Genomic DNA, 15,368 nt, shown 5'->3' with positions numbered 1-15,368 from the left:
CTAAAAATTTCACATAACAATCAATTGCTTAGTAACGAAAAACAGTCGAATTAGGAGCACCCCCTACAGTAAAATCCTTTATTTTATCAGCTTGAGGAGAATAAACGTGAACTTTCCCTGGAGTAGTAGCACCCGTTGATTCACACAACCAAAGGTTTCCATTAACAGGATTCACATCCATACCGTAGAATGTTGCATCGATAAACTTAGCTGTTGGTAATGCAGTGTCGGTAATATTCATTTCATATACTGCATCAGACATAAAATATACTGTTTTTTCATCTTTACTAATCGCAATATTCTTGATTCCTGTTGTGGTTAAATTGGATAAATCATAAGATGTTACCGCACTTGACGATGTGTTGATCTTAGAAATTCCAGCATTCACATAAGTCACATTGGGATAGTTTGAATAATCAGGAGCACCTCCGCAATAAACCCAGACGTTTCCATTCGCATCAACAACCAGATCTTTAGGACAAGATTTTACTGTTACTGTTTCAACGACTTTATCTGTATCAACATCAATTACCGAAACAGTATTGTCGTCGTTCGACCATCCCCCACTGTTTGCAACATAAAGTTTATCGCCTGAAACAATCATTTTTTCTGGTCCTGCGCCAACCGCAATTTGTCCGGTTTTATTCATTGTTTTTAAATCAATAACGTAAACCTCATTATTCTGTTTTGAATAATTAGCATCAGCTCCGTTACCATTTGAAACATAAGCCTTTCCATTTGCAAAAGCAATTTCTCTAGGATAAGATAAACCATCAATAGTTGCGTAATGTACAAAATCGGAAGCAGTAACAACTTCAACATAACCGGCACCACTTGCCGTTGTTACAACAATAAATGCATATTCATCATTAATTGCCATAGATTGAGGATATTGACCTAAAGCAACACTACTATTTGCTGATGAAAAATAATTGTTGGTCACCTCATCATTTCTGTTGATCATTGTAACAGAACCATTAGAGTTACCTTCATTTAATACATAAAAATAGCCAATCTGTTTTTCGCCAATACTGATATTAAAAATACCTGTTAATACATTGTCTCCATCGGTAACTGTAAAAGAAAACTCATCAGTTAAAGTTTGGCTTCCATCATGTACATATACAATTTTAGAAGCAGTCAAATCGGCTTGAGTAAAGTTTGCTACAGAAGTTGTAATATCAGCAGTATTAGCAAGAAAACCATTCTCAGGAGCAATTGTTACCGTATATATAATATCAATATCATCTGTATCAGTATCTACAACATTTAATTCTGATCCTGTAATAGCTGCTGTAGCACTATTTTCAAGAACAATACCATTATTCACCGACAGATTCGGCATTGCATTATCGTCGTCATCAGAACACGATACGAATAAAGAACTTGCAATTAACAAGCCCAAACCCAATTTTAAAAACCTTTTCATAGTTACGATATTAGAAAATTACATTAAGCCCCAAATAATAAGCTCGGCCAGGCATGGGGTAATACTTAACCAACTCATAAGATTTATCTAGTAAATTCTCAATTCTCCCTGTCAACTTGATTTTAGCTAAACCAGTTTCAAATAGATAACCTGCATTCACATCAAGTAAAAAATTCCCTTCAACTTCTTGCTCTTCCCAGTTTTGTGAATGTGATCTAAACGTTGCTATTATTCCAGCATCCCATTTTTCATGAATAAGATCACTCAGAATTTTAGTTATATGATGAGGACGATAAGCCATTGTTTGCTTATAATCATCACTGAATTTATCGTTGTTGTAAGCATCATTGTAAGCATATTTTAATGATGTATGAATTCTATCGCTCCCAACGTTTAAGATATGATTCAATTCCAATTCAACTCCTCTACTTATCATCTGTCCAGTATTTTGAGGACTCCAGAATGATCCAGTAGGTCGCCACGATATAGCATTCTTATTTTTAGAGTGATACAAACTTAAATCTGCATTAAATTCTCCATAATTAGTAGAGTAAGATAAAAAGGCCAGACCTAAGTCTGCGCTCCAGCCTTCTTCCGATTTTATATTTTCATTACCCCCAGGTTGCCAGTACCTTTCATTAAAGGTAGGTCGTCGATAATGGGTACCTGCTTTAACACGCAAATCAATAACATTGGATATTATATGTAATAATGAACTAAAGGAGTACATTTCAGGGGGATTAACTTCGGAACTCCATTCTCTACCAAACGTAAATATAAAAGTACCGAAATTGGGAGAATACTTTCCTGCAACAGTCAACCTTGATTCATTTTCTTCTTTCTCGTAATTATTGGTTTCCCCTTTCAACCAAGAATATTTGCCATTTACATCCAAACTAAATTTACTATTCAAATAATAACGCAAATTTGCGTCATTTAATACTCTTTCCGATGATATTTCGGAAGTATAACCGTCTGTGTATTTTAAATAATCATACAGGTAAGCTGTTTTGGCTTCAACTCTAAATTTCCCAACTAAAGTCTTCCAGCCTAAATACACTTTTAATGAAGAATCTCTTTGTTGTTGATGACTGAAGGGTTTTCCAATTCCCATTAAACCAGCTATATTTTTCTTTTTTGCTTGATACCAAGCTCCTAAATCAATAAAATGATTATTTAGTTTTAAATGTAAATCGTGAATTGTACCATAAGCTCTATTTTCATTATTGGTAAGTCTCTCAGTCGGAGAGTCAAAATCATATTTGTCAGTATAAGTAAAATCATTCTTCCCATACTGAAAAAATGCCTGAGCTGTATATGAAATCCAACTATTAGAATACTTACTGTGTAGTTTTGTTTTATAATTTGAGAAGCTGCCTATTTCAGAACTCAATCCTATTTCCGACTTTTTCTTCCAATCGGGTTTATTTGACAATTCAATAGCACCACCCAATGTTCCAGAACCATATAAAGATCCTACGGCGCCGTATATCACCTGAACTTGATCAAAAGAACCTGCATTTATTAAAGATAAATCTGCCGAACCTGTTGTTAATGAATTAACAGGAATCCCATTCCAATTCACAGATGTATGTGTTCCTGATGCACCCCGCATCCCAGCCGTAGCAAGAGCCCCAAACGCACCATTTGAAGAAATATTTACCAAAGATGTTTTCTGAAGTAAGCTCGACAAATCCTTTCCATCGTACCTCTGGATAAGAATAGAATCAATTTGCACAGTTTTTTCGGTGGAAGAAAAATGTTGAAGTCTTGGTGCCACAATATCAATGGATTCAATCTGGATGGTATCCACACCTAAGGTTTGCGACCAAACACCGAAACTCAAAAAGCTTACAATTACTGTAAATAAAAATTTCAACTTCATCTTATAATTTGATAAAGAAGAAAACACAAGGACAGAACAAAAGAAATAGATGATTCAATCGTCTTCCAAACATCTTCTCCGAATGTTTTGAAAATTAAGTTTGCATTGGCAGGTCTTCTGACTTACTCAACTTTTTCGGCCTTCCCATCCCGAGGTATCGGAACAGTGGCATTGTGGTGAAAAAGCATTTTTCTGAGCTTACAGCTACGGGAACAGTTCCGGACTTTAACCGGATTCCCTTTTCATCTCTATCTGATTAATTCAGATATATGAGAACCAATTGCATTGCAAATGTATAAAAAAAATCAAAATCAGATTTAGGAATCTCTTATTTATAAAATATTATAAAACACATTGCAAATCAACCACTAATAACCGGTAAACAATAAAAAAAGGGACATTCCAAAACTGGAACACCCCTTTTATACTGAATAAAAATTGTTTTAGAATCGATAAGCAAATTTGACTGTTATCAATCGACCATACATATTATAACCATCTTTTTCGGTGTAATTTTCACCAAGCAAATTTGACAATATTAGTCCCAAAATATATCTGTTTTTTAAAAAGTATGCTTTGTAAGCTTACAATTACCATTTCCTTTTTAAAAAGTATACCGTGTAAGCTTACAACTACCACTTTTCTTTTTAAAAGTATACTGTGTAAGGTTGCAATTACCATTTTCTTTTTAGAAAGTATAGCATGCAAGCTTACAATTGCTATTTCTTTTTTCGAAAGTATGCTTTGTAAGGAAACAAACACCATTTCTTTTTCTGATAATGTGCCATGTAAGCTTACATAGATCATTTTATTATTGGAAAACGATACGTGTAAGCTTACATGTTATCCTTTAGAATTTATAACCGAACTTAGCAGTTATTGCCCTACCCGGCATATTGTATCCATCTTTTTCGGTATAGTTTTCATCCAATAAGTTAGATACCGACAAACCAATGGTATATTTTTCTTTAATTGTATAGCTTGCTGAATAATCAAATACCATTGAAACCGGGTGACGAAGAACTTTTTCAGTAACATTAGTACGAATTGGATAATATGTATACCAATTATCTTCATATCTATGACCAATATAACGCGCATTTAAACGAGTAGAAAACCCATTCAAATTATCGAATTCGATACCGAAATTGGCATTATTATCGCGAACATATCTCATCTGACTTTCTTCATTTTTATAAGTTCCATCAGTTTGTTTCACTCGCTGAGTTACTATCGCATCAATGATATGAGTATAATTTGCATATAGTTTCAAGGAATAATTGTAGTCTGCCAATGCGCCAAAATCAAATGATGATTCAATTTCAATTCCATCCATATCGGCAAAATTGGCATTTTTGTATGTTTTATACTCATCACCATTGTAGGCTGTGCCATCCGGGTCTACAGAATAACTAACGATCATGTTATTATGATGTGTTTTAAAATAAGTAAAATCGAAATTAAATCCTTTCCCAAAATTCTTATATTCAAATCCAACATCAAAAGTATTACTTTGCTCATCCTTCAAATTTGGATTTCCCTTTGTGGTTCCATATGCAGTGGTATACATTCCTGCCTTTTGAAAAGCATCAGGAGCATAAAATGCATTTCCCCAACTTGAATGAACCGCTAATCCTTCAAGAAATTCATATTTTACCCCCACATTTTGCGTAAACACGTTGTATTCCTCTGAACTTGCTTCATTTCCTAATAAATCGTCTGCTTCCAATTTCAATTTCACCAAATCATATCTCGCTCCTATGGCAATATTCAATTTTCCATCGAAAGTATTTGTATTTACCTGACCAAAAATACCAGTCGATACATTTTTATATTTTGGAGTAGAAGGGGCTGTAACATCACCCAAAGTATTCCATTTATTACTTTCGGAAACATCATTTTTATTATCGATACCAAAAGCAAAAGAGTGCTCTCCTACTTTAAAAGCATCCTGAAGAATAAAACCGTAATTTTTATGAATATTTTCTGTATCTCCATATTTAGAATTGAACGTAGTTGATTCTTCTTTTGTATGAAAAGGTGATAAACTAAGCTTATGATTTCCTATTTTTCCCAGTACATCCGCACTTGTTGTATACTTATTCATATCTTTTGAATTCATACCATTCACATGCCAAAAAGAACCTGGTGTTTCAACATCATTGGCAATAAACACCGACTGATGTATATTGATTTTCCAGTTCTCATCTAAAATAAAACCTAAACGTGCACTTGCATTCTGTCTTTCGAATTGCGAGTGCTCCATTTTCTCACCGTAGGTAGTTGGATCTAATATGGTTTCTGCATAATCCTTATCATAAATATTATTTTTCCCAATTTCATAATCCTTTCCTTGTTTTTGGTAATTGTAGCTCACATCAAAATCCATAGATTCAGATAAAGCACCACCGGCATTTAAACTACCTGTATATGTTTCGAAGCTTCCGTAAGAAACACTTGCATTTCCGGTAATACTTTGCGTACTCTCTTTGGTAACAATATTGATTACTCCGGCCATAGCCGAAGAGCCATATTGTGCTGAAAAAGGGCCTTTTAAAATTTCAACCCGCTCTACATTCGACATATCTATTGTTGCAATATTGGTAGTTCCTGCAGGTTTGCCATCAATTAAAATCACATTGTATTTGTTTGATGTAGATGGTGCAAAACCCCTCATACTAACAGCTGAAGAGATTCCAGGATATTGAATAATATCAACACCGGCAGTCTTCTTTAACAACTCACCCATATCAACTGCAGGAGTCGCTTCAATCATTCTTCGCGTAACCACCTCAACCTTTTGAGGAAGATCCTTCATTTTTGCATTTACACGTGATGCGTTAATCTTAACTTCTGATAAATTCAGGTGTTTCACTGCCGTTGTATCTTTGGCAGGATTTGGAATCTCATCAGCTTTTACTGCAGAATTTAATAGTGACAGCAATGCAAAAGCCGTTAAAAATGTTCTTTTCATGTTTTTTAAGAATAAATGAAAATAAGTTTAACCAATGCAATGCAGACAGGGAGCTAAAAGAAAATTTCGCAACATGACATGGAGGACCGGTTATGGCAGATCAATCCTTGTATCAATGTTCGATAAAGTTTTCGTTCACTTGCTCTTTTTCCCGAAAGCAATGACTTAAAATTGATTGCAAAGGCAGGTCTTCTGACTTGTTCTACTTTTTGAGGCCTTCCCATTCCAAAATCGGAACAGTGGCATAGGACTTTCAAAAAGCTCTTTTTAGAACTTACAGCTACGGGTATAGTCTCGGATTTTCACCGAATTCCCTTTTCATTTCATTCCTGAATAATGAGGAACAAAATACCAAATGCGACGCAAATGTATGATTTTTTTTATTGCACAAAATAATTTCTACAGAAATAAAAGAAACTTTATTTGATCCTCTCTGAAAATGAAGGCAATATATTACTGTTCATTATATCAATTCAGCTTATTAATATAATATGTTGTGTCCTGAGCTAATAAATCAGGATGCAGCACCTTTATAAAATCCTTTAACACAAGATCCGGTCTAAGACTGCCAGTCTCCCACCAGTCACTCCCTCCATTAGAATTTGATCTTTTGTAGATATTGTAGATTTCTTTATTTTGATAGGCCGCAAATTGTGTAAATATTTCGCCGTTATTTTCAATATCAGCTAAACTTTTAGTGGTTCCGGGATAAATCCATATATCAGCTTGACTGCATTGATCCAAAACGGATTCTACACTCATTGGAATGTTCCCTCTTGTTTCATCATCAAAAAGAAAATAATTAGCTCCTGCATCCCTCAAATAGCTTACCATATAATTCTTTCCTCCGGGAACATACCATATTCCCTTATAACTCCATCCCAACAAAACATTTGGTTTAGTTTTAAGACTTACCACTTTAGCCTTAAGTTGTTTATAGTTTATTTCAATCTGCTTAAATAAAGAGTCTGCCATCTTTTCTTTGTTAAAAAAAGCAGCTGTGAATTTCAACCATTCAGCTCTTCCCAATGGGGTTTCTTCCATCCAATTCAAGGAATATGCCAATTTAAAGCCAAGCTCTTCCATTTGACCTTCGTCCGCTTTCATCCCATTTAAGGCAGATAAAATAACTAATTCCGGCGCCAGATCAATCATTTTCTCAAAATCTATATTCTTATTGTGTGCTCCGCCTAAATTTGAAATTTCGCCACTCGTTACTTTTTCCGAGATACTTTTATTATAAACTTTCTCTGCTCGTGTCATCCCTAACAACTTATCCTCCAAACCAAGCGTAACAATCGAACCGATATGTGTATTAGAAAATGTGCACACAGAATTTACGGGTACCTTAACTACTATAAGATTATCAGGAAGATTATCAGGAATGCTTTCATTTCTAGGAATTAAAGCATATTCCCGCAAAACAGCATTCTCTTTCCAAGGATTATAAACACTTATTTTTTTATAATTCTCTTTTTTTTCAATTGTAAATCCTTTTGCATACAATATCGAACTGGTAAACTCATAACCATTGTTAATTTCAACATCTGACACAACATTTTTCAGTCTTGTTTTACTTGGATTACAAGCATACAAACATGACATACACAGTACAAGAGCTAATCTTTGTATCATTTCACTTTTTATTTTATGATCTTTGAGTTAATCTACAGAAAAAGAAGTTCTAAGATAAGCTAGTAAGTCCTGTATACTTTGACATTTACGTGTTTCCCCATTATTATGAATCTCCCACTCCATAGAATCTTCAATTAACTTCACGGAACAATTTCCAACTTCTTCGCAGGTAACCTGATATCCTTCGCGGGACAATGCCCTTTGCGTCCAGAATCCCATTACATCGTTACCCAACAGCTGAATGATTTGCTTCTTTTGGTAATTCATAATAAAATTTCCTGTTTTCCGATCAAAAATGAAGGATTTATTATGGAAAGTTTCCTCAATACTGCCATTCAAAACCAAATCCTCAGGAGCACCAACTTTAATCGTCTGCCCCAGTGCCATCAGCCAAATAACATCTGCAGCCTGAAGTGCTAAATCCAATTCGTGGGTAGAAAGTAAAATTGCCTTATTGGTTTCACGAGCCAAACGATGCAATAACCTCATGATGTCAACACGGTTTGGTAAATCCAAATGCGCAGTAGGTTCATCAAGCATGATTAACGGAGTATCCTGCGCCAAAGCCTTGGCGATCATCACACGTTGCCGTTCTCCATCACTCAACTGATTGATGAAATGATCGGCATAATGCAATAAACCAACTTGTTCCAATGCCCATTTAATTTTATCGTTATCCTCTTCCGATAAACGTCCCATCCATGAAGTATAAGGATGTCGACCCAAAGAAACGATATGGTAAACGGTCAGGTTTCCCACATTAATTCGCTCAGTTAAAACGATGCTTAGCAATTGGGCAATCTCTTTAAAATTACGATCACGAATAGGAATTCCTTCTACCAAGGTATATCCCGCCAAAGGCGATTGAATACCGGCAATGGTTCGCATAAGAGTTGATTTACCCGCTCCGTTCGGGCCTAAAAGACAGACCATCTCGCCCCGCCTGATTGTCAGGTTAATATCTGAAAGCAAGCATAGCTGTTCCTTTTTCCCTTGCTTGTATCCAATGGAAAGATCCTGAGTTACCAATATGTCTTTTTGTACTTCTTTAATTTCACTCATAACCCAATCCTTACCCGGCAAAAGAAGCCTTCACATTTCTACTACGCATAATCACCCAAATTACAACCGGCCCTCCAAACAATGCTGTTACCGAATTAATTGGTAATGTATTCTGATCTCCAGGTATTTGAGAAATAATATCACAAGCAAGCATAATAACCGCACCAATTAATATTACCGCCGGCATTAGTACTTTATGACTTGCGGTTCTGAAAATAGATCGTGCAATATGCGGCACTGCAACACCAACAAAAGCAATAGGACCAGTAAATGCGGTTAATGTTCCTGCAATTAATGCCGTACTAATAATAACGGCTATACGAGTCTTATTAACTGATATTCCAACTCCCCGCGCATAATTCTCGCCCAACAAAAGTGCGTCCAATGGTTTTATCAGAAAAAAAGCAATGATCAAGCCACTAAAAACAATGGGTACCATTACTTTCATTTCGGTCCATGTAACACCTGCCAAACTACCAAAAGTCCATATTATAAAACTTTGTATTTGCTCCGGATCACTAAAGTACTGCAGAATATTTACTACAGCACCGGTAATACTTCCAAACATGATCCCGATAATCAGCAATGAAACACTATCTGATATTTTAAGAGAGGCCAAAGCAACCAGCATAAATACTAATGATGCACCTAAAACAGCAGCAACAACCAAAGCCCAACTACCCAGAAAAGCCGAAATTACACCAAAAGCAACCGGCATTAAAGCCGATGCCATTACCATTAAAGCAACTCCCAGACTTGCTCCGGAACTAATTCCCAAAACGTAAGGTCCTGCCAATGGATTTCTGAAAAGTGTCTGCATCATTAAGCCTGTAACCGATAATCCGGCTCCAACAAAAATGGCAGTTAAAGCTTTCGGCAAACGAAAATTTAAAATGATGTAGTTCCATGAGTTTTTCACATCAGCACCATATAGAATTGCAAACACCTTTTTAAAGGGAATATTTACACTTCCGTATATCAAATCCAACAGGAAAACTCCACAAATGAGAAGGAATAGTATCCCAAATACGAGCGAAAACAATCTTCCATTTTTATTCAACAGCATAGCTCTCCTATTTCAATTGTTGATAGTAATACAATTCATAATTTGGCAGCAATTCAGGATGTAAAATCTTAATCACATCTTTAAACACAACATCGGGTTGCATTACACCAGACTCAAACCAATCGTTGGCGCCACTATCTTTCATTCGTTTTGTTGAACAAAAAACATGAGCTGTTTTATATGATCGAAATAAAGTGTAACGCTCATCCATGTTTTTCATATCCTCCAAAGTTCTGCATTGTCCGGGGCCAAACCAAATATCTGCTTCTCCCTGCTTATCGAAAACAATCTCAAAACTTAATGGCATACTGCCACTGGTGCTATCAGAAAACCAACAATAATCTGCTTTTCCGTCGCGAAGAAATTGCGCTAAGTAGCTTTGTCCGCCTGGCATATACCAAATGCCTTTAAAATTATAGCCCGAAAGAATACTTGGTTTACTCTCCACATCTTCCACCAACATTTTCAAATCATTGTATCTCTTTTCTACATCATTAAAATGTTTTTCGGCCTCGGCCTCCTCATTAAAAAAGGCTGCAATAAATTTTGCCCATTCAGCACGTGCCAAGGGAGAAGTTTCCATCCACTCTATATTATAAGCAACCGGTAAACCTGCGTTCATTAATTTAGTTTCCTTGTCGGTGATGTTCATAAAACCGGCAACCATTACCAATTCAGGATCCAACTCAACAATTTTCTCAAAATTCAGACTTTCCGAATGACCTACCGCTTGTATGGTTCCATTCTGAGCCTTTTTATCCAACTCCTCATCGTAAATACGATCGCGCAAAGAAACTGCAACAATTCGATCCTGAACGTTTAAGAACTTTAAAATTCCGATTTGAGTACTCGATAGCGCGGCAATACTTCTTACAGGAACCTCTACCAACAAACCATCAGCAGGAATCTGAATATCCGTTTTTTCCCCACGATTCTTCAAATAATATTTTTGGAAAATTTTGCCTTCGTTCCAAGGATCCCAAACAATCAATTCTTTTAAGCCATTGGCAAGAAGTTTAATTTGAAAGCCTTTGGCGTACTTTAATTGAGATTGATGATAAAAAGATGAATCGACAGCTGAACTATCAGCTTGTTTTTCTTTCTTTTTTGGATCGCCGGATTGACAGGAAATAGCACCCAATAACAGGATTAGGAGTAATGCCCAACAGCTTGATTTTAATAAATTCATTTTCTTCCACAATAATTGTGGGGATAGCAGACAAGAAAATACAATTACTACAATTATACCTTCGTTACTCAGTTCCCCGAAGTTACGAAACAGTTCAATTTATTAGGTAGGTCTTCTGGCTTTACCCAATTCTAACGCCTTCCCATATAAAACTACATTCACATAGTGGCTGATTTGTCAGAACTTATCAATGAAAAATCATTGAGGGCTTACAGCTGCGGGGACAGCTCCGGTTTTGCACCGGATTCCCATTTTACTTCTCAAAAGAGAGAAACCCAATTCCTGCAAATCTATGGAATATTTCGGAAAAAGAAGAGGTTTTAAAAAAGCAATCAGGAATAACTGTCATACAAAAACAAAAAGACTGAATCGTATTGAACGAAACAGTCTTTATTAGTAAGATGCAGAAATGTGAAAAATGTTATTTAAAGACATCTCATGGTATATCACTAATGTAAGGCATTCATCTGAACATTCAATTTCTCTGAATATTCTTTGATATCCTTTGTAATGAATTCATGAATTACAATTTCAGGTTCAATCTCGTGAATAATCTCTTTTACCCGTTTACTGGTAAATGGCAAATGCTGATCAATCTGCAGAACATGATTACGTGCTGTAGTATATTTCTCCGTATGATTTAAGTCTGACCATCCTGTTGGCAAACCATTCATAACCTGTTTCGTTTGATATTCTCCAGATAAACTCAAATTCAAATGCAGACTCTTAATTTTCGCCTGAATATCTTTTGACAATCGTGATATCCGATCCAAAACAAAATCAATGGCCTCATCCTCACATCTCAATGCAATATTCGTATTCATTAAATGTCCCGTATCCAAAAGTAAGTTCCAATTTGAAAAATCCAGTCGTGATGCAAAATCATCGGCCTCAGCCGGAAACAAAAAATCCAGACCAGGCCACCATAAATTTTCGATAGCTAATGTAACAGGAGGCTCTCCATAACCAAATTCCTGAGCCGTTCTGTTCAGCATTTCTGCTAAACCCGTCATTACCTCAATGCTTTTATAGTTAAAATCACGCGTAAAAGCATGTTCCAATTCTACATGTGCCGCGTGTATAACAGCATGAGATGGTTGAAAATGTGCTGCGTATTCCCACAGTTTCTTCTGAGAAGTAATCATTTCTGCAGCATTCGTACCTCCGCAGCAAAATTGCAAATGCTCGGCTGACATATTAGGAAAATAATATTTGGCAGCATCCTCTCCTTTTCGCCAAACATCCAACCAGGTTACCCAAAATGGCAAATGAACACTTTTAACTATTCCTTTTGGGATTTCTTCGGATGGAGAATCATAACCGATTAGTAATTCAACCCCATCTATTTTTTTGTCAATAATATATTCTTCCAGTCCTTTCCATCCGTTCTCAAAACGACTCACATCAGATGGATAAACAGAGAAGTCCATTAAATTTTTATAATTCATATATAATAATGTATTTTTCACCAACACAACCACAAAATTAAGGGGCTGTTTAAAAATTCACATCAAAAATAGTTTTAAATGATCATTTTAACACCCCCCTTACTATCTATTTCTGAATCCTTTTTTCACTCATCAGATAAAAAAATGACGTTTTGGCCATTTTTCACAAAATTCGAAAACGTTATCATAAAAACAAATTTGCCATTTCAAGGTTAATAATGACAAAATTCTTTATTAAATCCTTGTAACGCAAACAATTTCGGGAGCTTTCGCAACCGTTATAAGTTGTTTTTTTTGTTATTTCTTCAATTTCGGGAGTTATTATTTAGATCATTTCTATGATTTATTTCTAGATTTACAATGTCAGCCAATCACAAATAACCGATGGTTGATTTTATAAATTATTACTCATTTAAACTTAAAAAAGATGAAAACAAAAAACACATTTAAAGGATTGGTATTCGGAGCAATACTATTCTTAAGCGCAAGTTCAGCATTTGCAACCGGAAACATTCGAATTAACCCTTATTTGGATACTGATTTATCAATTGTATCTATTATCAATCCAACCGAATCATTGCTTAAAATGAAGATTTACGATGAAGCTGGAAACTTGTATTATTCAAAAAAAGTAGGTGGTGAAACCACAGCTCAAAAATTGTTTGATTTCTCTTATCTTGAAGATGGAACCTACAAAATTGTTTTAACTGGTAAAGGAGATAATATTGAAAAAGAATTTGTAGTTGCCAACAACAAACTTGTTGCAGAATTAGCTGAGAACACTGCAGAAAAAACTCTTTTCAGAACAGAGGATAACAATTTGTTTGTAACCTACCTGTCTTTTGAAAACAAAGCATTCAACATTTCAATAAATGATGAATTTGGAAATGAAGTATTTAATGGCTCTTATGCATCAGAACCGACTTTCTCTAAAAAATTCAATGTAGAAGCATTGCCAAAAGGAGATTATAAAGTTCGTTTAGTGTCTGACAAAAAAGAGTACAATTATGCCTTCAGAAAATAGTGACCAAAGCGGTTCAAGTGACCAGATGATTCAAAAGAATCATTCCTATATAATAAGTGTAAGCCCAGAGAAATCGGACCTACACTTATTTTTTTGCTTTATAAGAAAAACCTCCCGAAGGAGGCATTCTATTATTTCACAATAATTACGACTCTTCTCCCTCAGGCACAGTTTCTTTTGAAACAGGAATCTCACCAACTGGTGCTGTAGATGTCACCTTTTTTTTCGATTCAATTTTGGTATTTATTTTACGAACCTTATGAATTAAGCAGCTAAACATGTAGTCTGCGGCTTTCGATTCATCCTCTTTCATGAGCATTTTTCCAGTTTTCGAGATATCGCTTAACTGCTTCCAAAAAAGATTAAGTTCGGCATTGTTATCAACAACCAATTGCTTGCGTTCACTGGTTTTTTGTTCCTGTAATAAATTTAAATCATACACTTTTTGAGTCATCTGCTCCAACTCAGTACCCAAACTATCCTTGTACCCTTTTTCTTTTAATACTTCAAGATTTTTAGCAATATTTTGTTGAATTATTTTCGCTTTTGCACAATAGCCTTCAACATTCCTTATCCGGATCATTTTCTTCGCTTCTTTCACTCCAAAATCGGAGGCTTTAACAAGCATTAATTTGTTTGCCCGTTGAGTATAAGCTGCAATCAATTCCAACTTATGAAGAATTGCATCAAGACCACTATACAAATCAGAAGTAATTTTTTTAATCTCAGCGGTTTGTGTTTTCGACTGAGTAAGATCGGCCACCCGATGAATTCTATTCTGAAAATCAGTAACAAACTCATCATTAAATTCCGGCGAAAAGTTTGAGAACTTTTCACGGTCACGCAAAAATAATTGCAATAGAATCTCTCCCACTACTGGTAGTTCTTCTTGTCTGAATTTATAATATAAACCCATGTGTAAATAATTAGTTTGATTAATACTATGTTGATTTTAAAATAATTTGTTCCAAATTTCAACTAACAAACTCCCCAAGCACACTTCATATTTATTTTAAAGCTATACACTCAAAACAAATAACAGACCCACAAAATTTCACCTTTTCAATTCAATAACTTAAAACTTATTTTCACTCCCTTTAACTACATTACAAGTCCCTTGAGTTACATTTCAATTCCCACGACCTACATTACAAGTCCCTCTGCCAACAATCCGAATCTCCTAAGTTACATTAACAGTCCCTTAACTAACATATAAAGTACTTTAACCAACATTTAAACTCCTTTTAGTAACAATGGCAGTGAAAGAGACTAATTTCTCAATCACAAAGCCGGAAACACTTATCTAACCGACAAAATCCCTAATGAAACCAGCACAGCAACTAACTATATATCAGTTATTAAAAGTGACATCAGACAAAAAGAACGACAAAACAATCAGCAAATAGGAATAGACCCATTTAAAGTATACCTAAATTAGTTTATTCCATATAATTCATCAAATATTTTAACATTAATTTTACATATAACAAAAACCTGCAAAACATTCAGTTGAATTTACCCTGGGAAGAGATCTGGAACTGGAAAACGACAAGAATGGTTTGGTTAACTTTTTTATCTATCCTCTTTTGGAGGAAGATGGAAAAACAAATACAAATTTAAGCAAAGAATTTTCGCTTAAATAAATTTAACATCCCC

General features: G+C 35.2%; 11 protein-coding genes and 3 riboswitches. Of the genes, 1 reads left to right on the top strand and 10 read right to left on the bottom strand.

The genetic code is table 11. The annotated features are described in order from the left end of the window. Positions 1 to 28: 28 nt before the first annotated feature. From GQR60_RS15750 to GQR60_RS15710, 9 genes are all read right to left on the bottom strand, one after another. A complete protein-coding gene (locus tag GQR60_RS15750) occupies positions 29 to 1,429 on the bottom strand; it encodes a cadherin-like domain-containing protein (RefSeq protein WP_124993854.1) in 1,401 nt (466 codons plus the stop codon). Positions 1,430 to 1,439: 10 nt separating this feature from the next. After that, the gene (locus tag GQR60_RS15745; protein WP_124993853.1) at positions 1,440 to 3,314 is read right to left on the bottom strand and encodes a TonB-dependent receptor plug domain-containing protein; all 1,875 of its coding nucleotides are present in this window, start codon (positions 3,312 to 3,314) and stop codon (positions 1,440 to 1,442) included. A gap of 90 nt (positions 3,315 to 3,404) precedes the next feature. Next, positions 3,405 to 3,610, bottom strand: a riboswitch (cobalamin riboswitch). A gap of 220 nt (positions 3,611 to 3,830) precedes the next feature. Continuing rightward, the gene (locus tag GQR60_RS15740) at positions 3,831 to 4,121 is read right to left on the bottom strand and encodes a hypothetical protein (protein ID WP_124993852.1); all 291 of its coding nucleotides are present in this window, start codon (positions 4,119 to 4,121) and stop codon (positions 3,831 to 3,833) included. 43 nt (positions 4,122 to 4,164) lie between these two features. After that, positions 4,165 to 6,288: a TonB-dependent receptor plug domain-containing protein gene (locus GQR60_RS15735; protein ID WP_124993851.1), complete on the bottom strand. Its 2,124-nt coding sequence runs from the start codon at positions 6,286 to 6,288 to the stop codon at positions 4,165 to 4,167. Positions 6,289 to 6,453: 165 nt separating this feature from the next. Continuing rightward, a riboswitch (cobalamin riboswitch) is annotated at positions 6,454 to 6,660 on the bottom strand. Between the two features lie 96 nt (positions 6,661 to 6,756). After that, positions 6,757 to 7,923, bottom strand: a complete 1,167-nt coding sequence (locus tag GQR60_RS15730; RefSeq protein ID WP_124993850.1) for an ABC transporter substrate-binding protein — start codon at positions 7,921 to 7,923, stop codon at positions 6,757 to 6,759. Between the two features lie 27 nt (positions 7,924 to 7,950). Beyond that, on the bottom strand, positions 7,951 to 8,985 hold the full coding sequence (locus tag GQR60_RS15725; RefSeq protein WP_124993849.1) for an ABC transporter ATP-binding protein: 1,035 nt from the start codon (positions 8,983 to 8,985) through the stop codon (positions 7,951 to 7,953). Between the two features lie 10 nt (positions 8,986 to 8,995). Then, a complete protein-coding gene (locus tag GQR60_RS15720) occupies positions 8,996 to 10,051 on the bottom strand; it encodes an iron ABC transporter permease (protein ID WP_124993848.1) in 1,056 nt (351 codons plus the stop codon). A gap of 7 nt (positions 10,052 to 10,058) precedes the next feature. Continuing rightward, positions 10,059 to 11,240: an ABC transporter substrate-binding protein gene (locus GQR60_RS15715; RefSeq protein WP_124993847.1), complete on the bottom strand. Its 1,182-nt coding sequence runs from the start codon at positions 11,238 to 11,240 to the stop codon at positions 10,059 to 10,061. A gap of 88 nt (positions 11,241 to 11,328) precedes the next feature. Beyond that, positions 11,329 to 11,534, bottom strand: a riboswitch (cobalamin riboswitch). Positions 11,535 to 11,689: 155 nt separating this feature from the next. Beyond that, positions 11,690 to 12,688: a TIM barrel protein gene (locus GQR60_RS15710; RefSeq protein ID WP_124993846.1), complete on the bottom strand. Its 999-nt coding sequence runs from the start codon at positions 12,686 to 12,688 to the stop codon at positions 11,690 to 11,692. A gap of 427 nt (positions 12,689 to 13,115) precedes the next feature. Between GQR60_RS15710 and GQR60_RS15705 the strand changes: the two genes are divergently transcribed. Continuing rightward, entirely contained in the window at positions 13,116 to 13,712 is a 597-nt protein-coding gene (locus GQR60_RS15705) for a hypothetical protein (protein WP_124993845.1), read from the top strand. Between the two features lie 145 nt (positions 13,713 to 13,857). On the opposite strand, the gene GQR60_RS15700 is transcribed toward GQR60_RS15705, so the two are convergent. Next, the gene (locus tag GQR60_RS15700; RefSeq protein ID WP_124993844.1) at positions 13,858 to 14,628 is read right to left on the bottom strand and encodes a hypothetical protein; all 771 of its coding nucleotides are present in this window, start codon (positions 14,626 to 14,628) and stop codon (positions 13,858 to 13,860) included. Positions 14,629 to 15,368 lie beyond the last annotated feature (740 nt).

This window comes from Labilibaculum euxinicum (assembly GCF_009795715.1).
Lineage (GTDB): Bacteria > Bacteroidota > Bacteroidia > Bacteroidales > Marinifilaceae > Labilibaculum > Labilibaculum euxinus.
This window is presented reverse-complemented; position numbering and strand designations above follow the sequence as displayed.